General features: G+C 64.4%; 25 protein-coding genes and 1 pseudogene. 11 read left to right on the top strand and 15 right to left on the bottom strand.

Translation table 11 applies throughout. From position 1 onward, the window contains the following. The first annotated feature begins 25 nt into the window (after positions 1–25). The 3 genes from E5E97_RS05100 to trmL all read left to right on the top strand — a co-directional run bounded on the left by E5E97_RS05100 (position 26) and on the right by trmL (position 2612). Positions 26–721, top strand: coding sequence for a response regulator (locus tag E5E97_RS05100; RefSeq protein WP_016349025.1), 696 nt, complete (start codon positions 26–28; stop codon positions 719–721). After that, a complete protein-coding gene (locus E5E97_RS05095) occupies positions 718–2073 on the top strand; it encodes an ATP-binding protein (RefSeq protein ID WP_042067266.1) in 1356 nt (451 codons plus the stop codon). Before E5E97_RS05100 ends, E5E97_RS05095 begins: the two co-directional genes overlap by 4 nt. 68 nt (positions 2074–2141) lie before the next feature. After that, the gene (gene trmL, locus E5E97_RS05090) at positions 2142–2612 is read left to right on the top strand and encodes a tRNA (uridine(34)/cytosine(34)/5-carboxymethylaminomethyluridine(34)-2'-O)-methyltransferase TrmL (protein ID WP_029302634.1); all 471 of its coding nucleotides are present in this window, start codon (positions 2142–2144) and stop codon (positions 2610–2612) included. Between the two features lie 28 nt (positions 2613–2640). Here the strand turns inward: trmL and dinF are convergent, their stop codons facing one another. The 4 genes from dinF to lexA all read right to left on the bottom strand — a co-directional run bounded on the left by dinF (position 2641) and on the right by lexA (position 6247). Then, entirely contained in the window at positions 2641–4026 is a 1386-nt protein-coding gene (dinF, locus tag E5E97_RS05085; protein ID WP_118882143.1) for an MATE family efflux transporter DinF, read from the bottom strand. 22 nt (positions 4027–4048) lie between these two features. Then, the gene (locus tag E5E97_RS05080; RefSeq protein ID WP_045790911.1) at positions 4049–4675 is read right to left on the bottom strand and encodes an SCO family protein; all 627 of its coding nucleotides are present in this window, start codon (positions 4673–4675) and stop codon (positions 4049–4051) included. Between the two features lie 221 nt (positions 4676–4896). Then, the gene (locus tag E5E97_RS05075; RefSeq protein ID WP_101150965.1) at positions 4897–5184 is read right to left on the bottom strand and encodes a hypothetical protein; all 288 of its coding nucleotides are present in this window, start codon (positions 5182–5184) and stop codon (positions 4897–4899) included. A gap of 439 nt (positions 5185–5623) precedes the next feature. Further along, positions 5624–6247, bottom strand: a complete 624-nt coding sequence (gene lexA, locus E5E97_RS05070) for a transcriptional repressor LexA (RefSeq protein ID WP_118882145.1) — start codon at positions 6245–6247, stop codon at positions 5624–5626. 204 nt (positions 6248–6451) lie between these two features. On the opposite strand from lexA, the gene plsB reads away from it, so the two are divergent. After that, a complete protein-coding gene (plsB, locus tag E5E97_RS05065; RefSeq protein WP_118882146.1) occupies positions 6452–8875 on the top strand; it encodes a glycerol-3-phosphate 1-O-acyltransferase PlsB in 2424 nt (807 codons plus the stop codon). A gap of 63 nt (positions 8876–8938) precedes the next feature. Here the strand turns inward: plsB and ubiA are convergent, their stop codons facing one another. Both ubiA and E5E97_RS05055 read right to left on the bottom strand, forming a co-directional pair. Then, positions 8939–9802: a 4-hydroxybenzoate octaprenyltransferase gene (gene ubiA / locus E5E97_RS05060; protein WP_118882147.1), complete on the bottom strand. Its 864-nt coding sequence runs from the start codon at positions 9800–9802 to the stop codon at positions 8939–8941. Continuing rightward, complete coding sequence (locus tag E5E97_RS05055) at positions 9799–10335, bottom strand: chorismate lyase (RefSeq protein ID WP_029305282.1); 537 nt, start codon at positions 10333–10335, stop codon at positions 9799–9801. The genes ubiA and E5E97_RS05055 overlap by 4 nt, the downstream gene beginning before the upstream one ends. 145 nt (positions 10336–10480) lie before the next feature. Between E5E97_RS05055 and E5E97_RS05050 the strand changes: the two are divergent. Both E5E97_RS05050 and E5E97_RS05045 read left to right on the top strand, forming a co-directional pair. Beyond that, a pseudogene (locus E5E97_RS05050) lies at positions 10481–10914 on the top strand (flagellar basal body-associated FliL family protein). 105 nt (positions 10915–11019) lie between these two features. Then, positions 11020–11190, top strand: coding sequence for a hypothetical protein (locus E5E97_RS05045; RefSeq protein ID WP_005307551.1), 171 nt, complete (start codon positions 11020–11022; stop codon positions 11188–11190). 13 nt (positions 11191–11203) lie between these two features. On the opposite strand, the gene E5E97_RS05040 is transcribed toward E5E97_RS05045, so the two are convergent. From E5E97_RS05040 to E5E97_RS05030, 4 genes are all read right to left on the bottom strand, one after another. Beyond that, the gene (locus E5E97_RS05040; protein WP_016349018.1) at positions 11204–11539 is read right to left on the bottom strand and encodes a DUF2799 domain-containing protein; all 336 of its coding nucleotides are present in this window, start codon (positions 11537–11539) and stop codon (positions 11204–11206) included. A gap of 135 nt (positions 11540–11674) precedes the next feature. Beyond that, on the bottom strand, positions 11675–11797 hold the full coding sequence (locus E5E97_RS23665) for a hypothetical protein (RefSeq protein ID WP_016349017.1): 123 nt from the start codon (positions 11795–11797) through the stop codon (positions 11675–11677). Positions 11798–11871: 74 nt separating this feature from the next. Beyond that, on the bottom strand, positions 11872–12852 hold the full coding sequence (locus tag E5E97_RS05035; RefSeq protein ID WP_171279944.1) for an MDR family oxidoreductase: 981 nt from the start codon (positions 12850–12852) through the stop codon (positions 11872–11874). Positions 12853–12881: 29 nt separating this feature from the next. Further along, a complete protein-coding gene (locus E5E97_RS05030; RefSeq protein WP_171279943.1) occupies positions 12882–13904 on the bottom strand; it encodes a LacI family DNA-binding transcriptional regulator in 1023 nt (340 codons plus the stop codon). 252 nt (positions 13905–14156) lie between these two features. Between E5E97_RS05030 and E5E97_RS05025 the strand changes: the two genes are divergently transcribed. Genes E5E97_RS05025 through E5E97_RS05015 form a run of 3 tightly spaced genes read left to right on the top strand, consistent with a single transcriptional unit; the run spans position 14157 to position 16237 of the window. Beyond that, positions 14157–14600: a PTS sugar transporter subunit IIA gene (locus E5E97_RS05025; RefSeq protein WP_171279942.1), complete on the top strand. Its 444-nt coding sequence runs from the start codon at positions 14157–14159 to the stop codon at positions 14598–14600. Positions 14601–14632: 32 nt separating this feature from the next. Next, positions 14633–14920 carry a PTS sugar transporter subunit IIB gene (locus E5E97_RS05020; RefSeq protein ID WP_016349013.1) on the top strand — a complete coding sequence of 96 codons (288 nt, stop codon included), beginning with the start codon at positions 14633–14635 and terminating at the stop codon, positions 14918–14920. A gap of 60 nt (positions 14921–14980) precedes the next feature. Continuing rightward, positions 14981–16237: a PTS ascorbate transporter subunit IIC gene (locus E5E97_RS05015; protein WP_011704190.1), complete on the top strand. Its 1257-nt coding sequence runs from the start codon at positions 14981–14983 to the stop codon at positions 16235–16237. A gap of 68 nt (positions 16238–16305) precedes the next feature. Here E5E97_RS05015 and waaA read toward each other — a convergent pair whose 3' ends face one another. Both waaA and waaF read right to left on the bottom strand, forming a co-directional pair. Beyond that, entirely contained in the window at positions 16306–17571 is a 1266-nt protein-coding gene (waaA, locus tag E5E97_RS05010; protein ID WP_171279941.1) for a lipid IV(A) 3-deoxy-D-manno-octulosonic acid transferase, read from the bottom strand. A gap of 1 nt (position 17572) precedes the next feature. Then, positions 17573–18688, bottom strand: coding sequence for a lipopolysaccharide heptosyltransferase II (gene waaF / locus E5E97_RS05005; protein ID WP_171279940.1), 1116 nt, complete (start codon positions 18686–18688; stop codon positions 17573–17575). A gap of 241 nt (positions 18689–18929) precedes the next feature. On the opposite strand from waaF, the gene E5E97_RS05000 reads away from it, so the two are divergent. Next, on the top strand, positions 18930–19718 hold the full coding sequence (locus E5E97_RS05000; RefSeq protein ID WP_171279939.1) for a glycosyltransferase family 2 protein: 789 nt from the start codon (positions 18930–18932) through the stop codon (positions 19716–19718). 70 nt (positions 19719–19788) lie between these two features. Here the strand turns inward: E5E97_RS05000 and E5E97_RS04995 are convergent, their stop codons facing one another. After that, entirely contained in the window at positions 19789–20832 is a 1044-nt protein-coding gene (locus tag E5E97_RS04995; protein ID WP_171279938.1) for a glycosyltransferase family 9 protein, read from the bottom strand. 223 nt (positions 20833–21055) lie between these two features. Here E5E97_RS04995 and coaD point away from each other — a divergent pair, with 223 nt between their 5' ends. Next, the gene (gene coaD, locus E5E97_RS04990) at positions 21056–21538 is read left to right on the top strand and encodes a pantetheine-phosphate adenylyltransferase (RefSeq protein ID WP_011704185.1); all 483 of its coding nucleotides are present in this window, start codon (positions 21056–21058) and stop codon (positions 21536–21538) included. Between the two features lie 54 nt (positions 21539–21592). On the opposite strand, the gene E5E97_RS04985 is transcribed toward coaD, so the two are convergent. Together E5E97_RS04985 and mutM are read right to left on the bottom strand one after the other, a co-directional pair. Next, a complete protein-coding gene (locus E5E97_RS04985; RefSeq protein WP_171279937.1) occupies positions 21593–22474 on the bottom strand; it encodes a VirK/YbjX family protein in 882 nt (293 codons plus the stop codon). Between the two features lie 178 nt (positions 22475–22652). Beyond that, entirely contained in the window at positions 22653–23465 is an 813-nt protein-coding gene (mutM, locus tag E5E97_RS04980; RefSeq protein ID WP_011704183.1) for a bifunctional DNA-formamidopyrimidine glycosylase/DNA-(apurinic or apyrimidinic site) lyase, read from the bottom strand. Positions 23466–23480: the final 15 nt, after the last annotated feature.

Genomic DNA, 23480 nt, shown 5'->3' with positions numbered 1-23480 from the left:
CGAAAAATCAGCGGAATGACTTCAGATGCACAAAATACTCCTGGTCGACGACGATCTCGAGCTGACCCAGTTGCTCACCGAAATTCTGACCCTGGAAGGCTTCCAGGTGACCGTCGCCGAGGATGGCGAAGAGGGCTTGCAACGGCTGGCCGAACAGCACTTCAACCTGGTGCTGCTGGACGTGATGATGCCCAAGCTCAACGGCTTCGCCATGCTGGCCCGACTGCGCAAGACCCACGACACTCCGGTGCTGATGCTGACCGCCCGTGGCGACAGCCAGGATCGGGTCAACGGGCTGGAAGCGGGGGCTGACGACTATCTCGCCAAGCCGTTCGACGATCGGGAGCTGCTGGCCCGGGTGCGCGCCATCCTGCGCCGAACCCAGGGCACCCAGCCCCAGCGCGGCGGCAGTTCGGAAGAGGTGCGCTTCATGGATCTGGTGCTGCAACCCGGCCTGCAGCAGGCCAGCTGCCACGGCGAACTGCTGGAGCTGACCGCCACCGAATTCGGCCTGCTGGAGTGCCTGCTGCGCAACCCGGGTCAGATCGTCAGCAAGAGCCAGCTCTCCGAGCTGGTGCTCGGCAAGAAACTCGAGCCCTTCGATCGCGCCATCGACATGCACCTGAGCAACCTACGCAAGAAGCTGCCGGAGCGTACCGATGGCCAACCCCGCTTCAAGACGGTGCGCGGCAGAGGCTATCTGTGGCTGGAACAGGCATGAGAACCGCCCGCACCTTCAACGGTCTCTCCACCCAGATCTTCCTCTGGTTCTGGTTCATGCTGTTGCTGGTGGTGGCCGCCGTGGTGATCCTGCCGACCCTGGATCCCCGCAACATCATTCCGCTGCCGGCCCACGAGATCACCCGCCTCAACAACAACCTGAAGGCACTGCAGAAGGGGGCAGACCCCAATCAGGATTTCGATCTGGCCCAGGCCATCGATGCCGCCGGCCTGCTGCCGGTCGACAACATCTATTTGCGCGATGCCAAGGGGCAGATGCAGTCCAGTACCCGCCTGAGCAAGTTCGTCATCCGTTTCATGCTCGACTCGGACAACCCGGCCAAGCCCATGCTGGGCAGCGAACATAAGCGGGCCATCGCCGGCCCCTTCCAGATGACGCATCACGGCCAGATCTACCACATCTACTTCGGCCTCAACGTCGAGAACTCCTATCTGTTCCTGTTCATCCAGATCCTGGATCACCCGATCCAGATCCTCGGCATCGCCATGCTGGTCAGCACCCCACTCTGTCTGCTGCTGGCCTGGCGGCTGACCCGCCCTATCCTGCAGCTGCAACAGTCGGTCTCCCAGCTGGCGGAGGGCAATCTGGAGGCGCAGATCCCCAACCTGGGACGGCGGGACGAGATCGGCCAGCTGGCGGATCACGTCAGCCACATGGTCGATACCCTCAAGAACATGATCCAGAAGCAGAAACAGCTGCTCTCCGATATCTCCCACGAGCTGCGCAGCCCGCTCACCCGCATCCAGCTGGCGCAGGCGCTGATCCGCCGCAAACAGGGTGACAGCAACGAGCTGGCACGGATCGAATCGGAGATCGGCCGGCTCGACAAGCTGATCGGTGACCTGCTCGATCTGTCGCGGGTACAGCAGCATGTGGAAGCGCCGGTGGTGATGCCGCTGGCCGAACTGCTGGAGCCCATCCTGGACGATGCCATGTTCGAGGCCAACCAGAGCGGCAAGCAGCTCCGGCTGCCGCCACTGCCGGCTGAGTCGCTGCGGATGTGGCCCGATCTGCTGGCCCGGGCACTGGAGAATCCACTGCGCAACGCGCTCAAATACGCCCGCGAGTTCATCAAGGTGGACTGGTATCGGGAGGGACTGGAGTGGGTGATGACCATCCGCGACGACGGTCCCGGCGTGCCGGTGGCGCAGCAGGCCCAGCTGTTCCTGCCCTTCTTCCGGGTGGACGATGCCCGCAACGCCAAGACCGGCGGCACCGGGCTGGGGCTGGCCATCGCCGCGGAGGCCATTGCGCGCCACGGCGGTACCATCCGTGCCAGCAGCAACCAACCAGCCGGGCTGACCATCACCATCCGCCTGCCCATCAGCTGAGCAGACTCTTTTCATCCGTACGGGCGCTGGGTATGCTGGCGCCCTTTTCGCCCCATCAGGACGCCGTCATGCTCGACATCGTGCTCTACCAACCGGAAATTCCGCCCAACACCGGCAACATCATCCGCCTCTGCGCCAACACCGGCTATCGACTGCACCTGATAGAGCCGCTGGGATTCGAGTGGGATGACAAGCGAGTGAAGCGGGCGGGGCTCGACTACCACGAGTTTGCCGAGGTGAAGCGCTGGCCGAACTTCGAGGCTTTTCTGGAGGCGGTGGCACCGACGCGGGTATTCGCCTGTACCACCAAGGGGCGCACCGCCCATTCGGCGGTGCAGTTTGCCGCGGGCGATGCCCTGCTGTTCGGGCCCGAGAGCCGCGGCCTGCCCATCGAGATCATCGAGAGCCTGCCGTTCGAGCAGCGGCTGCGCATCCCCATGCTGCCCCAGAGTCGCAGCATGAACCTCGCCAATGCGGTGGCGGTGTTTGTCTACGAAAGCTGGCGCCAGCTGGGCTACGCCGGCTCGCTGCAGGAGTGAACCCGACAGATCCAGGCAGGCGCTGACGTCAGGAAGAGGTCTGCTGCGCCGCTCCCACCCCGTGGGCTGAGTGCAGCAGCCGGCCATCGCGCTCCAACAGCCAGCAGAGCCAGCCCAGCGTCAGCCCCCGCCCCGCCATCAGGGCCGCCATCGCGGCCCACAAGGCCGCCACGCCCCAACCCTGACAGAGCCACCAGACCGGGAAGAAGCCGCACAGTGCCGCCACCAGCATGCTGTTGCGCATCTCCCTGGCCCGGGTCGCCCCGATGAAGACCCCGTCCAGCAGGAAGCACCAGACCGCCAGCAGCGGCATGGCGATGAGCCAGGGCAGCTGCGCGTTGGCGGCGGCGATCACCGCCGGCAGATCGGTGATGTGCGCGATCAGCCGGCTGCCGCCCACCGCAAACAGCAGGCTGAACGTCAGGGCGATCAGCAGCGCCCAACCGAGATTGAGTACGATGGCCTCCCGCAACCCCTGCCGATCCCGCTGCCCGATGGCGCGGCCCACCATGGCCTCCACCGCGTAGGCAAAGCCATCCAGCCCGTAGGAGATCAGCATCAGGAAGTTGAGCAGCACCGCATTGGCCGCCACCGCCACATCCCCCAGCCTAGCCCCCTGCAGGGTCATGAAGGCGAAACAGAGTTGCAGGCAGAGGGAGCGGATGAAGATGTCTCGGTTCAGGGCCAGCAGTCGCAGCAACGCAGGCCACTGACGCCAGCGCTGCCAGGCCCCCTGCCACGCCGACGCGGCCAGCCGGCGCAGGTGACGGCTCACCAGCCAGAGCCCCAATCCGAGTGCGCTGTAGTCCGCCAGCAGCGAGGCGGCGGCGACCCCTTTTACCTGCCAACCCAGCCCCAGCACGAACCAGGCATCGAGCCCCATGTTGACCAGGTTGGTGAAGATCAGCAGCAGCATGGGGCTGCGCGCATCCTGCATGCCCAGCAGCCAGCCCATGATCACCAGGTTGCAGAGCGCCGCCGGGGCGCTCCAGACCCGCACCGAGACATACTCGGCGGCATAGTGCTGCACCTCGGCGGAGCCACCGCTGAGCGCGATGAGAGTGGGGATCAGCGGCAGCAACAGCAGCAACAACGTCACTCCCAGCCCGACGGCGAGCCCCAGCGCACGGGTCAGGGTGTCGAGCTGGCCGGCCGGGCTGCTGGCGCCATGAGCCTGGGCGGTCAGCCCCGTGGTGGACATCCGCAGAAAGCCGAGCAGCCAGAACAGCAGGTTGATGAGGGTGGCACCGACCGACACGCCGCCGAGGAACCAGGCCTGGCCGAGATGACCGATCACCCAGGCATCCACCAGCCCCAGCAGCGGAGTGGTGACATTGGAAAACACCATGGGCAGGGCCAGGGCAAACACGGCGCGGTGGCGCCGCCCGTCCCGCCACCAAACGGGGGTCAGCATGTCGCAGGGAATCCGTTGCTCATCATGCGTCGTCCAGCCGCACTATCTTGGCAAAGTCCGACACCATGCTCGCCATGACGACCCTGGGTACACTGCCCTCGCTCACACGGGGGCGAAACACGGCCTCCAGCTTGCCGGCCGGATTGATCAGCACGATGGAGGCGGAGTGGTCGATCAGGTAGTCCTTCTCCCCCTGGTCGGCGATGGAGTAGATGAGCCCCAGATTGCGCACGAAGGGGAACAACTTGTCGTGGGGGCCGGTCGCCGCCTTGAACTCCGGGTTGAAGAAGGCGGTATAGGTCTTGAGACGGGCCACGTCATCCCGCTGCGGATCCGCCGAAATGAACACCACCTGGCTGCTCGGGGCGATCTTTTTCAGCTCGGGATAGACGGAACGCAGATCCGCCAGGGTGGTCGGGCAGATGTCGGGGCAGAAGGTGTAGCCGACGAATAGGAAGGTCCAGTGGCCGGTCAGGCTGGCGGGGACGAAGGGTTGGCCATCCTGATCGGTGAAGGCGAACGGATTGATGTCCCGCCCCGCCGGGTAGTAGTCGGCATGCTCGGGCAGGGAGGGCTGGTTCCAGTAAAATCCGGCCATCATGCCCCCGACCAGCAGCAGAAATAGCAAGGGGTAACGCGGTTTAACCATAAGAGAACAGACCCTTTCACTTCGACATACCCGCCAACCGGGCCCGAATGGAAGAGCCATTGTAACCCAGCCGGCGCCACACCGGTCACCCCCTTGTACCGGATGCCCGTTCACTGGCCAACTTCCGTCAGAAGATGACGCAAGGGCCGGTGATGCCGGCCCGAACCCGCCCAAAACAGCAGCCCCACCATGGGGTGGGGCTGTACAAGAAGAGGTGGCGCTCAGGGCTGCTGTCGGCGCCGCTCATGCGGGCGTCTGGATTGTGCCCGCAGCGGGATGACGGGGGCGGTCCAGAGGGCGTCGGCCAGGCCGCCGTCATGATGGCTGTGAAACAGGCGCACCAGCCGGACAATCTTGTCCTTGGGGCATCCCAGCCAGATGGTCCAGCAAGCGCCCTTGTGGTGTACCCAGAGGGCATAGAAACGGGTCATCCGGTTACCCTTGATGAAACGGGTGATGGAAGAAACGGGCGATGCCAGACCCGGATCCCATGGCGAGCTTGAAGCCATACCTGTCCTCCTCGATCAACAGGTCACGCCAACCGGCACCGCCCATCACCGCCGGGGTGAATGAGCCGATGACTGCCGCGTGTCGACTGCGCGAGTGTGCCGCTGCGGTGCCGACTGCCGGCGCCCTGCTGGCCACTCTCCCTTCTATCCCGCAAGCGCCTCTTTGCCGGGTGTGACCTGCACACCGCACGAGGCTGTTGTTTTTCCCTGCTGCCCTCCGGGTTCCTGCTACCAGCGATCTGGATAACGCGCGTCATGGCGAGCAGCGGGAGCGGCTCGAGCCAACGAGTCCGCCTTACCAAATGATATATCTGAAATGAATCGCCTGCGGTCACCGCCCGCAGACAAAAATGGCGGGTATCAGGATCTGATTGAAATCATGGGGAAAGGAGTACAGAAACGAAACGGCCTCCCGCAGGAGGCCGTTTCATGGCAGGGATTACATCCAGTCGGCGTTGCGAATGACGCCAACCGCCAGCCCCTCGATGGTGAGCTGCTGACAGGAGAGATCCACCTCGATGGGGGAGAGCTCTTCGTTCTCCGGCAGCAGCCACACCTGGCTGCCCTTGCGCTGGAAGCGCTTGACGGTGACATCCTCGTCGAGCCGTGCCACCACCACCTGGCCGTTGCGCACCTCCTGGGTCTTGTGCACCGCCAGCAGGTCGCCATCCAGAATGCCGATGTTCTTCATGCTCATGCCCTGCACCCGCAGCAGGAAGTCGGCCCGCGGGTGGAACAGGGCCGGATCCACCTGGTAGTGGCTCTCGATATGCTCCTGCGCCAGGATGGGCTCGCCGGCGGCCACCTTGCCGATCAGCGGCAGGCCGCTCTCTTCCAGCGGCTCTTCCTCTTCGATCAACAGGCGGATGCCGCGGGACGTGCCCGGCATGATCTCGATGACCCCCTTTTTGGCCAGGGCTTTCAGATGTTCCTCGGCCGCATTGGCCGACTTGAAACCAAGCTTCTGGGCTATCTCGGCGCGAGTCGGCGGCATGCCGGTTTCGTTCATGTTCGCCTTGATCAACTCCAGCACTTCGGCCTGGCGGGGAGTAAGGGGTTTCATAGCATGGGCACCTGTCTTTTTATACAGCACACTGGCAGTATATACAGTGCAGTGGCCAAGGCAAGGCGCAGCTGACATTTGTCGCGGCCCGGCACTCATTTGCTGCAGATTTGATCCCGCGCAGCCGACTCATCGTACCTCTCGGCGACAACCAGTCGGTGATTTGCTATGCTCACGCCGCATTTTTTTGGAGAGCAGACGCACATGTCCCTTGGACAGAACATTTCCAGAGCCATCTTGCAATGGCCGGTCAGCGGCTTGGTCAATCACAAGAGCCTGCCGGAAAATCCCATCACCGAGCTCAAGCTGGATCCGGCCAGACCCATCGTCTACGCCCTGAAGACCAGCTCGATCACCGACCTGATGACCCTGCAACAGTGCTGCGAGGATCTCGGCCTGCCCGGCCCCTTCACCCCGCTGGAGCTGAACGGCCAGTTGCTGCCCCGTTATGTCTGTCTGGACCGTCCGCCTCCCCTGTTCGGCAAGCGCAGCAAGCCGCTGCCCTTCCTGCAGGAATTCCACCAGCTGCTGGATCTGCACAAGCAGGATCCGGCGCTGGATATCCAGGTGGTGCCCGTCACCCTGTTCTGGGGCCGCGCCCCCGGCCGGGAAGGCGAGGAGGCCTCCGGCTGGAACATCATCAGCAGCCTGGCGCCAAACCGCCTCAAGAAGGCGTTGATCGTGATCCTCAAGGGGCGCGAGAACCTGGTGCGCTTCTCCCCGCCGCTCTCCCTGCGTCACATGGCGGACAAGCACGGCACCGACGAAGCCATCGCCCACAAGCTGGCGCGGGTCGCCCGTACCCACTTCAGCCGCCAGCAGCTGGCCGCTACCGGCCCCAAGCTGCCCAACCGCAACCTGCTGTTCAAACAGCTGCTCGATTCGAACGTCATTCAGCAGGCCATCGAGGAAGAGGCCCAGCGCGAGGGGATCAGCCTGGAGAAAGCCCAGAAACGGGCCCACGGCTACATGGACGAGATCGCCTCCGACTTCTCCTACCGGTTGATCCGGCTCGGTGAGAGCTTCCTCGGCTGGCTGTGGAACAAGCTCTACCGCGGGCTCTCGGTCAACGGCGCCGAGAAGGTGCGCCAGCTGGCCCAGGAAGGGCACGAGATCGTCTATGTCCCCTGCCATCGCAGCCACATGGACTATCTGCTGCTCTCCTACGTCATCTACCACCAGGGCATGGTGCCACCCCACATCGCGGCGGGCATCAACCTCAACTTCTGGCCGGCGGGCCCGATCTTCCGCCACGGCGGCGCCTTCTTCATCCGCCGCACCTTCAAGGGCAATCCGCTCTACAGCACGGTATTCCGGGAATACCTCAATCTGCTGTTTGCCAAGGGTTATTCGGTGGAGTTCTTCACCGAGGGCGGGCGTTCGCGTACCGGCCGCCTGCTGCCGCCCAAGACCGGCATGCTGGCGATGACCCTGCAGGCCATGATGCGCGGGCTGGACAGACCGGTTACCCTGGTGCCCGTCTATCTGGGCTACGAGCACGTGATGGAGGTGAACACCTACCACAACGAGCTCAAGGGCAGCCGCAAGGAGAAGGAGAGCTTCCTGCAGGTGCTCGGCATCCTGCGCAAGCTGCGCAACTACGGCCGCGGCTTCGTCAACTTCGGTGAGCCGCTGACCCTCAACAATTACCTCAACGAGCAGGTGCCCAGCTGGAAGGAGCACATCGGCGAGGAGGAGCGTCCCGAGTGGATGGCGCCCACCGTCAACCAGCTGGCCGAGCTGCTGATGACCCGCATCAACGGGGCCGCCGCCGTCAACGGCCTGACCCTGAGCGCGCTGGCACTGCTGGCCGCCGAGCGCCACGCCCTGACCCGCGACGAACTGCAAGCCCAGCTCAACACCTATCTGGATCTGCTCAAGCAGGTGCCCTACAGCCCGCACAGCACTATCCCGGACGAAGATGCCAAGACCCTGCTGGATCAGGCCATGGAGCTCAACAAGTTCGAGGTGAGCGAGGACAAGCTGGGCCAGATCGTCAGCCTGGACCGCTATCAGGCGATCCTGCTGACCTACTACCGCAACAACATCCTCCATCTGTTCGCCATGCCCTCCCTGGTGGCGGCCCTGATCGAGCGCTGCGAGGGGATCTCCCGCAGCGAGATCGTTGCCCGCTGCATCGACATCTACCCGCTGCTCAAGACCGAGCTGTTCCTGCGCTATGAAGAGGACGAGCTGCCGGAGCTGGTCGATGCCCTGCTGGCCGAACTGCAGCGCCAGCAGTTGATCGAGGCCCGCGATGGCGGCTTCTGGGTCAATCCGGTCAACCAGACCCGCCTGCTGCTCTTGGCCGAGAGCATTCAGGAGACCCTGCAGCGCTACGCCATCGTGCTGACCCGGGTGCTGGCCCAGCCCCGCATCGAGGCCGAGCAGCTGGAGGCGGATGGCCTGATGATGGCGGAGCGCCTCGGCACCCTGCACGGCATCAATGCCCCCGAGTTCTTCGACCAGAAGCTGTTCAGCACCCTGATCCACACCCTGCGCAGCGAAGGCTACCTCGACCCGGGCTGCAAGCCGGATCTGGGCCGTTTCCAGGCGCTGGCCGACAACATAGTGCCGCTGCTGAGCACCAAGATCCGCCGCACCATCCAGGCCGGCAACCGGCTCTGACCCGCTCGCACGACACCATAAAAAAGGCCGCAACATGCGGCCTTTTTTCATGATGGGGCTGACTCACAGGTAGTTGATCACTACCCCGGCAAAGATCAGCGCCCCCACGTAGTTGTTGTTGAGAAACGCCTGGAAGCAGGCCTCCCGCTTCCGCTCGCGGATCAGCCGCTGCTGATAGACGAACAGCGCCGCCGCCGCCAGCAGCGACCAGTAGTAGCTGGAACCCAGCTCGCTCAGCTGCCCCACCAGCAGCAGGATCAGCAGGGTCAGCAGCTGCAGCGCGCCGATGATCCGCTTGTCGTGGCGGCCGAACAGGATGGCGCTCGACTTGAGGCCGAGCTTGAGGTCGTCGTCCCGGTCCACCATGGCGTACTGGGTGTCGTAGGCGATGGTCCACAGCAGGTTGGCGAGAAACACCAGCCAGGCCACCGCCGGCAAGGCGTTGGCCTGGGCCGCATAGGCCATGGGAATCGACCAGGAGAAGGCCATGCCGAGCACCAGCTGGGGGATCGGGATGTAGCGCTTCATGAAGGGGTAGCAGACCGCCAGCAGCAGGGCCGCGAACGACAGGCCGATGGTGAGCGGGTTCATGGTCAGCACCAGGGCGAACGAGATGAGCGCCAGCACCGCAAACAGCGCCAGTACTTCCCGCGGCTTGACCTTGCCCATGGGCAGCGGCCGGCCGGCGGTGCGCTTCACGTGACCGTCGAAGTTGCGATCCGCATAGTCGTTGATGACGCAACCGGCGGAGCGCATCAGAAACACCCCCACCACGAACACCAGCAGGGTCCAGAGATCCGGCAGGCCGTCAGCCGCCAGCCACAGTGCCCACAGGGTCGGCCACAGCAGCAGCAGGGTGCCGATGGGTTTGTCGATGCGGGCCAACTGCACGTAGGCCAGTCCCCGCTCCTTGGTTAACAGATTCACTCCAGCTCCTTGTTGCATGACAGAGAGGGCAAGAAGAGTTCATGGACCAGCAGTGGCCATTGCCCCAGAAACAGACGGGAACGACGTCCCCAGACGGTGCCGGCCGGACACCAGGGATTGCTCGCAATCTCGAAACAGGCCAGTTGCAGGTGATCGCGCCGGGCAGGTTCGTCACCAAAGATACGTTCACCCAGCGGTTGCTCACCCAGCTCGCGCAGACCGCTCTCTTGCAGGGCGGCTTCGGCAAACAGGGTCCAGCCCAGCACGGCCGGCCCATGATCGCCGTGCAGGATCACCTCGCGGCACAGCCCCATGGGGTGCTCGGCGACCACCAGCTGCTGCTCGTCGGCGTCGAGGGCGACACTGCGATTGCCGAACAGTTGTACCGAGAAATGGCGATTGTGGCGGCGCAGGCGCCGGGTCATGGAATCGGCCTCCAGCAACCAGGGCAGCAAGGCCTCGGGCGGCTCGCACTGCGCGGGCGTCTGCCAGGGCACGAGCCGGGCAAGGGGAACAGTCAACTCGGACTTCACAGCTTCACCATCCGGAGATTTCCGTTATCAGGTTAAAATCCGGTTTATTATCCGTAAATCAATCGAGAATTGTAAGAACATCCGTGCTTGACGGCCCCGATGGCAGCATCAAAAATGGGGTATCTCTTGCTGATGAGCCATCCCTATGAAGCTATTCAAATTTCTGCTGGTGTTGTTGCTAAGCTGCGGTGCACTTCAGGCCTATGCCTCCGAAGGGGGGAAGCCCCCGCAGAAGGGGAAGCTGCCGCCGCCAAGCCGGGCTTCTTCTATCACCTGCTGGATCCTGACATCATCACCAACTACCTGAGCGATGGCAAAACCCTCGGCTACGTCCGGGTGACGGTGGAGCTGATGGCCGAGAACGAGGCCGACCTCAAGCTGCTGGAGCAGCATGACCCCCTCATCCGTGACGCCATCATCCGGCTGATGGGCAGCAAGAGTGCCGACCAGATCAAGTCTCTGGTCAGCCGCGAAGACCTGCGCAAGGAGTGCCAGACTAGGGCCAATGAGCTGCTGGTGAAGGAAACCGGCAAGAAGGCGGTGCGCGAGCTGATCTTTACCAAGTTCCTCTATCAGTAATCTCCCGTCACCACGAGCGGGCCGCGAGATCATCCGGGCCCGCTCGCTGTTTTAGAAATGAAAATTGATTACACTAGGGCCCACCGAGTTGTCGAGGTAGTCGAGATGGGCAACAAGACCCTGTGTGAATGGCGTCGCAGCGAGATCCCGGCCGATCTCAAGACCCTGCGCAAAATCGTGCGCAAACCCAAGTTCGTCTGCGGCAAGTGTGCCCGCAGCGCCAACGACAAGAGCTATCTGTGTCAGCCACTGCGGTTGAAAGAGAAAGAAGCCTGAGCCGCCAGCCCGGCTATTGATCGGTCCAGCCCTGGCGGCCCTGCTCGAACAGCCGGCGCGCCTGGACGTCATTGGGGCAGACCCCGCGATACTCGCCACCGGAACGGCCCGCCAGATAGAGGTGCTCCGGCCGGCAATACCAGGCCAGTCCCTTCTGATGCCCCTGTTTCCACAGCTCGGCATCCACCTTCTCGCCGCACTGGGCCTGATGAAACTCGACCCGCTCGGCGGTAAAGCCCAGCTTGCCATCGGCCTCCCCCACCTCGCTCCACACCTTCTCGCACGGATCGTCCGAATGGGAGGCGCAGCCCCCGAGCAGAACGGCAAACACTATCACCGAGAGTCGCATAATCATCCTTGAGTGTCGTTTGGGCAGTTCATTCTAGCCAGAGCCGCAGCCCCCTCCAAGCACCTCTCCCCATTCCTGTGAGCCGCCCAAAAAAACAGGCGGGCCCGAGGCCCGCCTGTGTATTCAATGCGCGGATTACTGGTCGTCGAGAGGGTCATCATCCTGCCAGCTCTCGTCTTCCCATTCATCCAGCTCTTCTTCCCAGGATTCCGGCTCCCAATCGTCATCGAGGTCGTAATCCGGCTTGTGTCCACCCATGCTCATTCTCCTTGGATAGTGCACCCGCACTCAAAGTCTATCCAGAAAAATGGGGCTCGCCAGTCAGGGCTGAATCAAAGTTTGACCAGGGTGCGCCCCGCGATTTGCCCTTGGGTGATGGCTTCGGCGGCCTCCGCCACCTGCTCCAGCCCGATCTCGGTGACCGCCTGCGCAAAGAAGCTGGCAGGCAGATCTCGCGCCAATCGCTGCCACGCCAATTGGCGGCGCGCCAGCGGGCACATCACCGAATCGACCCCCTGCAACCGCACGTTGCGCAGGATGAAGGGCATCACGCTGGTGGGCAGATCGAAGCCACCCGCCAGCCCGCAGGCCGCCACGGCGCCGCCGTAGTTCATCTGGGCCAGCAGCTTGGCCAGCACCTGACTGCCGACGGTATCGACCGCCCCGGCCCACAGCTGCTTCTCCAGCGGCTTGGCGGGCTCCAGCAGCTCGCTGCGCGGCACGATTCGACTGGCGCCGAGCGCCGTCAGCAGCTCGCCCTGCTCCTCGGGACGGCCGGTCAGGGCCGCCACCTGATAACCCAGCGCGGCCAGCAAGGCGACGGCGGTGGAGCCCACCCCGCCGGCGGCGCCGGTCACCAGGATCTCGCCGCTCTGCGGGGTCACTCCCGCCTCTTCCAGCGCCAGCACGCAGAGCATGGCGGTCAGACCGGCGGTGCCGATGCACATGGCCTGCCGCTCATCCAGCCCGGCCGGCAGCGGTACCAGCCAGTCGGCCTTGACCCGCGCCTGTTCGGCCATGCCGCCCCAGTGCCCTTCCCCCACGCCCCAGCCGGTCAGCACCACCTTGTCGCCCGGTTGATAGCGGCTGTCGGCAGATTCGAGCACGGTGCCGGCGAAGTCGATGCCCGGCACCAGCGGCCACTGGCGCACTATCTTGCCCTTGCCGGTGATGGCCAGCCCGTCCTTGTAGTTGAGGGAGCTGTAGCTCACCGCCACCCGCACCTCGCCGGCCGGCAGCTGACTCTCGTCCAGCCGGGTCAGGGTCGGCACCGTCTTGCCGTCTTGGTTTTCCAGTAACAGAGCCTTGAACATGGTTGCCTCTTTGATGAGTGTGAAAGGGGTCAGCTGCTTTGCCGCTTCTGCAGCTGGAAATCGAGGGTCAGCGCCGAGCCCATGACGGGTTCACCGGCCAGCTGACGCAGGATGAGATCGGCCGCCTCCTGTCCCATCCGCTGATAGGGGATGCGGACCGAGGTGAGGGCCGGATAGCAGGCGCGGGCCACGTCCAGATCGTCGAAACCGGCGATGGCGAGCTTGCCCGGCACGTTCAGGTGGCGGCGCTGGCATTCGAACAGCACCCCGGCCGCCAGCTCGTCATTGACACAGACCAGCGCATCCAGTTCGGGCCAGCGCAGCAGGAACTCCCCCAGCATGGCCGCCCCCGTGCTGAAGCTGGGTCGCTCCGAGGTGTTGATGATGGCGTCGGGGGAGAGGTAGTTGTCCAGCAGCGCCTTCTGCCAGCCCTGCATGCGCTGCTGCAGCATCCACTGCTCCTGGCGGGCACAGAGAAAACCGATATTGCGGTAGCCGCGCTCGATGAGGTGGCGGGTCAGCTGGTAGCCAGCATCGAAGTTGGAGACCCCGACGTTCATGTCGATGGGACTGCGGGCCATGGCCCCCACCTCCACCACCGGCAGGCGGGCCGCCTGCAGCCGCTGGCGGATGGTCTCGCCGGGATCGCTGCCAAACAGCACCACGGCCGCCGGATTGTGCTGCAGAAAGCTGGTCAGCAGGCTCTCCTCCTGCGGTTTGAGGTGCTGGGCATCCCCCAGCATGATCTGGTAGCCCTCGCCCCGCAGCGTCTGCTGCAGCCCGGCGATCACCTCGCCGCAGCCGCACTCGGTCAGGCTGGGCACGATCACCACTATGGTCTGGGAGGTGGCGGACGCCAGCGCCCCCGCCGCCCGATTGGGGATATAGCCGAGTTCGTCCACCGCCGCCTCGATGCGTTCGCGCATCTTGTCGGACACCAGCTCGGGGGTGCGCAGGGCGCGCGACACCGTCATGGCCCCCACGCCGGCCAGCTGGGCCACATCGTTGAGGGTCACCCGACCCGTGCTACGGCGTTTCTTCGCTTCTGACATCCTTTCCCTTCCTCGGCATACGGGTGCTCACTTTAAGGCAAAAGCGCGGCACTGACTATTTGCTCAAACCGGATTTTACCTCCTTTGAGCCAGAGAAGGGGCAAGATGAATCCCTTCCATGAGAGAAATGATAGCGCTATCACAGATCGATGTTAGCGCTATCTGGTAGCGCTAACTTTCGCGATCAGGCTCACAGTTATCAGCCGGCAAGATCGCTAGATTGGCGCCATCTTATCCAGCCCGGACATTGCCATGCTGACCCAATTGCTGACCGAGGAGGTCATTTCCATCGAAGCGGGCGCCCGCGACTGGCGTCACGCCATCGAGCTGGCCACCGCCCCCCTGCTGGCCAATGGCACCATAGAGCCCTCCTATGTGGCGGCGCTCTATCGCTCCCACGAAGAGCTCGGCCCCTACTACGTGCTGGGTCCGGGCCTGGCCATGCCCCACGCCCGCCCGGAAGACGGCGTCAACCGGCTGGGACTGGCGCTGACCGTGCTGAAGGAGGGGGTCAACTTCGGCTCCGAGGGCAACGACCCGGTCCGGCTGCTGGTCACCCTGGCCGCCAGCGACAGCAACACCCACGTGGAGACCATCGCCCAGCTGGCCGAGCTGTTCATGAATGAAGAAGACGTGGCGGCCATCATGGCGGCCACCAGCAAAGACGACATCTTGCACATCCTGGCGCGTTATTGAGTGGCGCCCTGCGCCCGACAGAGGAAGAGCACATGAAGATTCTGGTTGTATGCGGACACGGCCTGGGCACCAGCCTGATGATGGAGATGAGCATCAAGAGCATTCTCAAGGAACTGGCCGTGACGGCCGAGGTGGATCACCGGGATCTCGCCTCCGCCGGCAGCGAAAGCGCCGAGATCTTTGTCGCCACCCGCGACATCGCCGAACAGCTGGTCAGCATGGGGGTCGACGGCCGGCTGGTATCGCTGGACAACATGGTCGACAAGGCCGCCATGAAAGAAAAACTCGCCATCGCCCTGCGCGAGCTGGGCGCACTCTAACCCCTTTGCGACTGTCTGGGCGGCCGATGAGCCGCCGCTTCCACCTGCTTGGAGCTGACCATGGAATTTTTCAATTTTCTGATGTTTGACGTGCTGTCGGAGCCGGCCGTGCTGGTCGGCCTGATCGCCCTCATCGGCCTGATCGCCCAGAAGAAACCGGTGACCGAGTGCATCAAGGGCACGGTCAAGACCATCATGGGCTTCGTCATCCTGGGGGCCGGCGCCACCCTGGTGGTGAACTCCCTGGGCGACTTCGCCACCATCTTCCAGCACGCCTTCGGCATCAAGGGGGTAGTGCCCAACAACGAGGCCATCGTCTCCATCGCCCAACAGTCGTTCGGCAAGGAGATGGCGATGATCATGTTCTTCGCCATGCTGGTGAACATCCTGATCGCCCGGCTCACCCCGTGGAAGTTCATCTTCCTGACCGGTCACCACACCCTGTTCATGTCGATGATGGTGGCAGCCATCCTCTCCGCCGGCGGCATGAGCGGCATCCCGCTGATCGCGGTGGGCAGCCTGGTGGTCGGCGTGACCATGGTGCTGTTCCCGGCCCTCGCCCACCCCTACATGAAGCAGATCACCGGCTCTGATGACGTGGCACTCGGCCACTTCTCCACCTGCTCCTACGTGCTGGCCGGCTGGATCGGCGCCAAGTTCGGCAACAAGGCCCACAGCAGCGAAGAGGTGCAGGTGCCCAAGAGCCTGCTGTTCCTGCGCGATACCCCGGTGGCCATCTCCTTCACCATGGGCATCATCTTCCTCATCACCTCCGCCTTCGCCGGCCCCGAGTTCGTCGCCAGCGTCGCCAAGGGCAAGCACTGGTTCATGTTCTCCCTGATGCAGTCCATCACCTTCGCCGCCGGGGTCTACGTGATCCTGCAGGGGGTACGGATGGTCATCGCCGAAATCGTGCCGGCCTTCAAGGGGATCTCCGACAAGCTGGTGCCCAACGCCAAGCCGGCGCTGGACTGCCCCATCGTCTTCCCCTACGCCCCCAATGCGGTGCTGATCGGCTTCCTGTCGAGCTTTGCCGCCGGTCTGGTGGGCATGGTGCTGCTCTACCTGCTGGGGCTCACCGTCATCATTCCGGGGGTGGTGCCGCACTTCTTCGTCGGCGCGGCAGCCGGGGTGTTCGGCAACGCCACCGGCGGCCGTCGCGGTGCCCTGCTGGGGGCCTTCGCCAACGGCCTGCTGATCACCTTCCTGCCGGTGTTCCTGCTGCCGGTGCTGGGGGATCTCGGCTTTGCCAACACCACCTTCAGCGATGCCGACTTCGGCGTGGTGGGGATCCTGCTCGGCCTGATCGTGCGCTAACCCTCAGCCCGCACGACAAACAAAAACGGAGCGCCATGCGCTCCGTTTTTTTATCCGTCTACCTGGCTTCAGTCGTTCTCCAGGCTGGCGAGGCAGTGGGAAAGGGTACGCGCCAGCGCCCCCTGGTTGCGCAGCACCACGGCGCGGGCCTGCTCGCCCATCTCCCGGCGTCGGCTCTCGTCGGCCAGCAGCACACTCACCTGCTCCCCCAGCTCGGCGGCATCAGCCACCACGGCGGCGCCACCCTGGGCCACCAGCTGGCGGGTGATGTCGCTGAAGTTGAAGTAGGCGGGGCCGCTCAGGCAGGGTTTGCCCAGCGCTGCCGGCTCCAGCAGGTTGTGGCCGCCCACCTTGACCAGGCTACCGCCGACGAAGGCCACGTCGGCCGCCGCCAGCATCAGCGGCAGCTCGCCCATGGTATCGCCGAGGTAAACCTTGTCGCGCTCGCCGACCGCACCGCCCGCCGTGCGCCGTGCGCAGCCGTAGGGGGCACACAACGCCGCCACCCGCTCGAACCGCTCGGGGTGACGCGGTACCAGGACCAGCAGGGCCGACGGCTGCACCGCGAGCACCCGATCGAAGGCGGCCAGCACCTGCTCGTCCTCCCCCTGATGGGTGCTGGCGGCGATCCAGACCGGCCGCTCCGCCCCCAGCAGTTGGCGCAGGGCACGGCCCCTGGCCTGCACCTGCTCATCGAGCTGGATGTCGAACTTGATGGAGCCTGTCACCGCCAGCCGCTCGCGCCCCAGCCCCAGCCGATGGAAGCGATCCGCGTCGTCCTGGTGCTGGCAGAGCAGGTGGGTCAGCGGCCGGCTGAGGGCATCGAACGCCCCCTGAAAGCGGCCATAACGCTGGCAGGATCGCTCCGAGAGGCGCGCATTGATGATGGTTACCGGCAGGTGACGCGCCTCGCAGGCGGCCAGCCAGTTCGGCCACAGTTCGGTTTCCATCACCCAGAGCGCGCGCGGTTTGACGGCATTGAGGAACGCCGCCACCGCCCAGGGGTAGTCGAGCGGCGCGTAGCGGTGCTCCACCAGATCCCCCAGCCTGGCAGCCTGCTCGGCACCGGTGCGGGTGGTGGTGGTGAGCAGGATCGGCAGATCGGGCCGCTCGGCCTTGAGGGCGCGGATGAAGGGACTGATAGCCAGCGTCTCCCCCACGCTCACCGCATGGATCCAGAGCGGCTCCTCCTGCCCGGTGGCGGGCGTCCGCCCCAGGTGCTCGGCCCAGCGCTTGCCAAAGCCGGGCTTGCCCTTCTTCGGCTTGTAGAGCGCCAGCAATGCCAGCGGCAAGCCCAGGTGGATCAGCAGGTTGTAGAGCAGCCGATAGCCCATGCTAGTGCGGCTCCCCGCGCTTGCCCGGCTCGGCGACGAAACGGGGCGGTTCGCCGGGCGGCAGCGCCAGCGGCGGGGCCGGCGTCTCGCTGCACTCCAGCCGGCGTCCAGCCTCGATGACCTGCTCCGGCATCAGCTCGATCAGGCACTTGAGGTGGCCGAACTTGCAGGTGCGCTTGAAGCAGGGGCGGCACTCGATGTCGGTGTGGACGATCTCGACCCGGTCCGCCAGCGGCGGGGTGTAGAGCGGCGAAGTGGAGCCATAGACCCCGATCAGCGGCCGGTTGAGGGCGGCAGCGACGTGCATCAGGCCGGAGTCGTTGGCGATCACCCGCCCGGCCAGCGCCATCAGGTCGATCGCCTCGTACAGATTGGTCTTGCCCGCCAGCACGTGGCAGTTGGGGCGCGACAGCGGGTTGACCCGGTCGCGGATGGTGTTGGCCACCGCCGCGTCCTTGGCGGAACCGAAGATCCACACCTGCCAGCCCTCATCGAGGTGTTTTTGCGCCACCACGGCGTAGTGGCCCTCCGGCCAGCGCTTGGCTGGGCCGAACTCGGCCCCGGGGCAGAGCACCAGCACCGGGCGGGCGCGATCCAGCCCAAGCCGCTCCAGCGCCTTCTCCTGATTGATGAGATCGACGTTGAGGGCCGGCTGGGGAATGGTCGGGATGTCGGCCCGGCTCTTCATCTGCGCCTTGGGATAGGCCAGCGCCAGGTAGGCCTCCACCATCAGCGGAAAGGCAGACTTGTTGCTGCGCATGTCGTTGAGCAGACCGAAGCGGTGCTCCCCCTTCCAGCCGGTACGCACCGGGATGCGGGCAAACCAGGGGATCAGCGCCGACTTCATGGAGTTGGGCTGAATGATGGCCTGATCGTACTTCTCGGCCGCCAGCTGCTTGCCGAGCCGGCGGCGGGCCCCCAGCTTGAAGTCGCCGTGGCCAAGCGGCATCGGGATGGCTTTGTCCACCTCCGGCATCCGCTCCAGCAGAGCACCACACCAGGCGGGCGCCATCACGTGCAGCTCGCTGTCGGGGTGATTGGCCTTGATCGCCTTGTAGAGGCTCTGGGACATCACCATGTCGCCGACCCAGGAGGGGCCGATCACCAATATCTTCATCTCGCGCGTCTCTTGGGCCAAGCCCTGCGGTTAATCGTTGCTGGCCGAGATTATGCCCCAAGAATGGCCCGAGAAATAACAGAAGATCCCCGCACCACCCGCTCTCATGCCAAAAAGCATCCCATTTGAAACTGACTCAGCCCCGGCAGCCGGAACCATGCCCCGCCTGCCGTTTTAGGCTAGAATGGGCGCCAATTTGAGCATGGCCCGCCAGCCGGGCGCCAACAAGAGCCTTTAATCCGTGAACAAACCGACTCTGGCGGCTGTCCTTATCGTCAAGAATGAAGCCGAAAACCTGCGCCCCTGCCTCGCCTCCCTCGACGGGCTGGTCGACGAGATCGTCATCATGGACTCCGGCAGCCAGGACGAGACCCCGGCCATCGCCGCCGAATTCGGCGCCCGCTTCTTCGTCAACCCGGTGTGGCCGGGCTTCGGCCGCCAGCGCCGCCTCGCCCAGTCCCACGTGCAATCCGACTGGGTGCTGTGGCTGGATGCGGACGAGCGGCTCACCCCCGAGCTGAAAGCCGCCATCGCCGCCGTCATGGCCAATCCGGCCAGCGACACCATCTACTCGATCCCGCGCCTCTCCTGGGTATTCGGCCGCTTCATCCGCCACAGCGGCTGGTATCCGGACCGGGTGCTGCGCCTCTATCCCAAGGCGCTCACCAGCTACAACGAGGTGCTGGTGCACGAGAAGGTGGAAGTGCGCGCCAACATGAAGATCGTCAACCTGCACGGCGACCTGCTCCACTTCACCTATCGGGATCTGGAGCACTACCTGGTCAAATCCGCCGGCTATGCCCGCGCCTGGGCCGATCAGCGCACCGCCCGCGGCAAGAAGGGCTCCCTCGGCCAGGGGCTGGTGCACGCGCTGGGCTGCTTCCTCAAGATGTACCTGCTCAAGGCTGGCTTCCTCGACGGCAAGCAGGGGCTCTTGCTGGCCATCCTGTCGGCCCACTCCACTTTCGTCAAATACGCCGATCTCTGGATCCGCCAGCAGCCGCAGACACCGGATCAGGCCGACCAGTAAGCCGCCTGCACTCCCCCTCATACGAGACAGGGCCCTTCAAGGGCCCTGTCTGCATTTACATCATCCGGTATCAGTGTTCAGTGCGCCAGAACGGCGGCGCCCAGCGGGCGATCGCCGCCGCCATGGTCTTGGGATCGAGCTGGCTCATGTCTTCCGGGTGATCGCTGTCTTCCGGCGGGCTGAACGCCAGGTGGCGTCCTTCGCTGTTGAGCGGACGCCAGCGCAGCGGCGTCGCCGAACGGTGGGCCGGGAAGAAGCCGATGGTGGGCACATCCAGCGCCGCGGCGATGTGCAGCGGCCCGGTGCTGCCCGCCACGAACAGGGCAGCGTTGGCCATCACCTGGCAGAACTTGGGCAGCCCCTCGTCGGAGTGGTAGATCCAGCCGTTGCCGCCGTGGGCCAGCAGCTCGGCCGCCAGCTGTTCGGCGATCTTCTCCTCCCCCGGCCCCGCGGTCAGGATGCACTGCAACTCGGGACAGGCCTGGTTGAGCTTGATGATGAGGCGGGCGTACTGCTCGATGGAGAGGTTGTTGGCCGAGCCGCCGCTGCCGGCATGCACCATCAGCCAGGGGCGGCCGGCATCGAGCCGCAGGCGGGCGGCGACCTGCTCGCGCACCTGTTGCAGGCTCTCGGCATCGAAGCTGAGGTAGGGGCCCTGCGGCTCCACCGCGCTCACCTGCTGGTCGGCAAGGAAACGGCGCACCAGATCCAGGTTGTATTCGTACTCCGGCTTCTGGGAACGGGAGCGGCGCTGGATCAGGCGCTGGTTGTAGAGCACCTGAGCCAGCTTGGTGGCCGGTGCCAACCGGTAGGGAATGTGCGCCTTCCACACCAGCATGGCGTTGCGGGAGTTGGAGAAGAGGCAGATGGAGGCATCGAAGGCGGCGGCCTTGATGCGCGCCTGCAAGGCGCGTTGCTGTTCCTTGTCGGCCCGTGAGCCCGGATCCAGGATGATCTCGTCAATCCAGGGGCAGAGGCGGGCCAACGGCGCCGTGTAGGCAGGAACCAGGGCAGTCACATGACACTCCATGGAGCGCTTGAGCATGGCAAAGCTCGGCCAGGCCAGCATGAAGTCACCAATCTTGTCATTGCGGACTACCAGAATACGTTTCATAAAAAATCCCTTTGCTCCCTGTCACCAATGCAAGGAGGCTTGATGCGCGGTGCGGGTATTCTTGCCTGATGTATCGCTATTCTCAAGCGAAGAGACCCGGTGACCCCGATTTGGATCGGCAAAGCCGGCCTTGGGGCGCCAAAACTCGCCCCAAGGCGGTCGCGCCAATCCCCCAACAGACCCTATAATGCGACCAAATTTCCCGGTTGCAGGAATCAGCAGCATGACCAACAAGGTAATCTATCCCGGCACCTTCGATCCCGTCACCAACGGCCATACCGACCTCATCGGCCGGGCCGCCAAACTGTTTGATGAAGTGGTGGTCGGGGTGGCCAACAGCCCGAGCAAGCGGCCGCTGTTCGATCTGGACGAGCGGGTGCAGCTGGCCCGCCAGGTGACCGCCCACCTGCCCAACGTCAAGGTGGTCGGCTTCTCCGGCCTGCTGGTGGATTTCGCCAGGGAGCAGCAGGCCAACGTGCTGATCCGCGGTCTGCGCGCCGTTTCCGACTTCGAGTACGAATTCCAGCTGGCCAACATGAACCGCCGCCTGATGCCGGAGCTGGAGAGCGTGTTCCTCACCCCGGCCGAGGAGAACTCCTTCATCTCCTCCACCCTGGTGAAGGAGGTTGCCCTGCACGGCGGCGACATCCGCCAGTTCGTCGACCCCGCCGTGGCCGCCGCCATCAAGGCCAAACAGACCAAGTAACAACGAAACAGGCTACCCGAGGGTAGCCTGTTTGCTGCTGGGGGCCTGTGCGGCTCAGCCCGCCAGACGCGGGCCCAGCAGTTGCTGACTCGCCAGAGTCAGCTGATCGAGCCACTCGTAACGGCGCCGGTACATGGCCCGCTTCTTGGAGGCGATCTCCTCCAGCGGCTTGCGCTGGGCGGACTGCAGCCGTACGAAGTTGTCATCCAGATCGATGGCGCCAAACTCCTGCCACAGCTCGTCATAGTCCGCCTGCAGACAGGCTTTCTTCTTCTTGCTGTAACGGCGGGCCTGATAGATGTGGGCCTTCATCCGCACCGCCGAGATATGCTCGGCCTGCATCGCCTCGGCCAGCTGCATCACCAGCATCACCACCAGCGACTTGGGCCGCAGACCGTGGCCCTCCTTGGTCAGCGCACGCACCTTGTCCTGCGCCTGTTCGATGCAGGGTTCCGGGCCCTGTACCGAACCGATCACCACTGCCAGCCGGTTGGGAGTGCCGGCCAACGAGAAGGCGCAGCTGTAGAGCCGCTTGCCCTGCGGGTCGACGATGGAGAGGGCCAGCTCCGCCTCGCGGCGGAAGGTGCCGTCGTGGCGCAGCACGATGCGACAGCCGCTCTCGGGATAACGACCGAGCTCGATGCCATCCCCCAGATAGAGCGGGTCGATCAGATCCGGGTAGCGAGCCAGCATCAGCCGGTAGTGGTTTTCCAGCATCTCGGCCCGCTCGGTCGCGGTGGAGCCGGCAAAGCGATAGGGCCGCATCGGCTTGTCGAGCAGCTCGGGATAGTGGGCAGGCAGGGCCTTGAGCGGTTCGGCCTGAAACAGCTCGAACACGCGGCTCAGCTGCTGCCGATAGAGCAGGCTGCGCAGCACGAACTTGGCGCGATTGAAGGTTTTGCGGGCGCTGTCATCGGGATAGAGGAAGCGCGCCATTTTTTGGGCACAATAGTGCCCCTGCCGGGACAAATGGTCCCAGTCTATTGATTTAGCTGTCATTTTATTTTCTCAAACCGCCTGAACGGTCGAGATAGTAGTGACAGGCGAGCAAATCTTCAACAGACTGGAAATACTCTCTTACAACTTGGCCATTTCAGGCCAAAAAAACCGCGATTCAGCGCTGGCAGTGGGAACAGAACACGGTGGTACGCTGTCCCAGCCGGATTTCACTGAGCAGGGTGTGGCAGTGAAAACAGGGCTGGCCGCCCCGCCCGTACACCTGCAGCTGCTGCACGAAATAGCCCGGCTTGCCGTCTGCACTGGTGAAATCCTTGAGGGTGGTGCCGCCCTGCCGAATCGCTTCGGCCAGCACTCGCTTGATCTCGGCCACCAGGGTGCCCAGTCGCTCGGCGCTGATGTTGCCCGCCGCCCGCTTGGGGTGAATGCCGGCGGCGTAGAGCGCCTCGTTGGCGTAGATGTTGCCCACCCCGACCACCACCTGGTTGTCCATCAGGAAGGTCTTGATGGCGGTGCTGCGCCCCTTGGCGCGCTCACGCAGGTAATCGGCATTGAACGCATCGGTGAGCGGCTCCGGCCCCAGCTTGGCCAGCAGCGCGTGCGCCTCCGCCGGCTCGCGGGTCCACAGCAGGGCGCCGAAGCGGCGCGGATCGTTGAGCCGCAGCAGTTTGCCGTTGGCCAGCTCGATATCCACGTGATCGTGCTTCTCGGCCGGGGTGCCGATGTCCAGCACCCGCAGGCTGCCCGACATGCCCAGATGGAGGATGGCGGTGCCGAAGTCGGTCTCCAGCAACAGGTACTTGGCGCGGCGGCTGACCCGGTGGATGGTGAGATCCACCAGTTCCTGGATTTCCCCCGGCACCGGCCAGCGCAGACGGCCGTCCCGCACCACCACTCGGGTGACCTTGATGCCGGTAAGCCAGGGCGAGATACCCTGGCGGCTGACTTCGACTTCCGGTAATTCAGGCATGGGATCCTCGTGCTG

The organism is Aeromonas sp. 2692-1, assembly GCF_013085505.1.
In the GTDB taxonomy this organism is placed as follows: Bacteria; Pseudomonadota; Gammaproteobacteria; order Enterobacterales; family Aeromonadaceae; genus Aeromonas; species Aeromonas hydrophila.
This window is presented reverse-complemented; position numbering and strand designations above follow the sequence as displayed.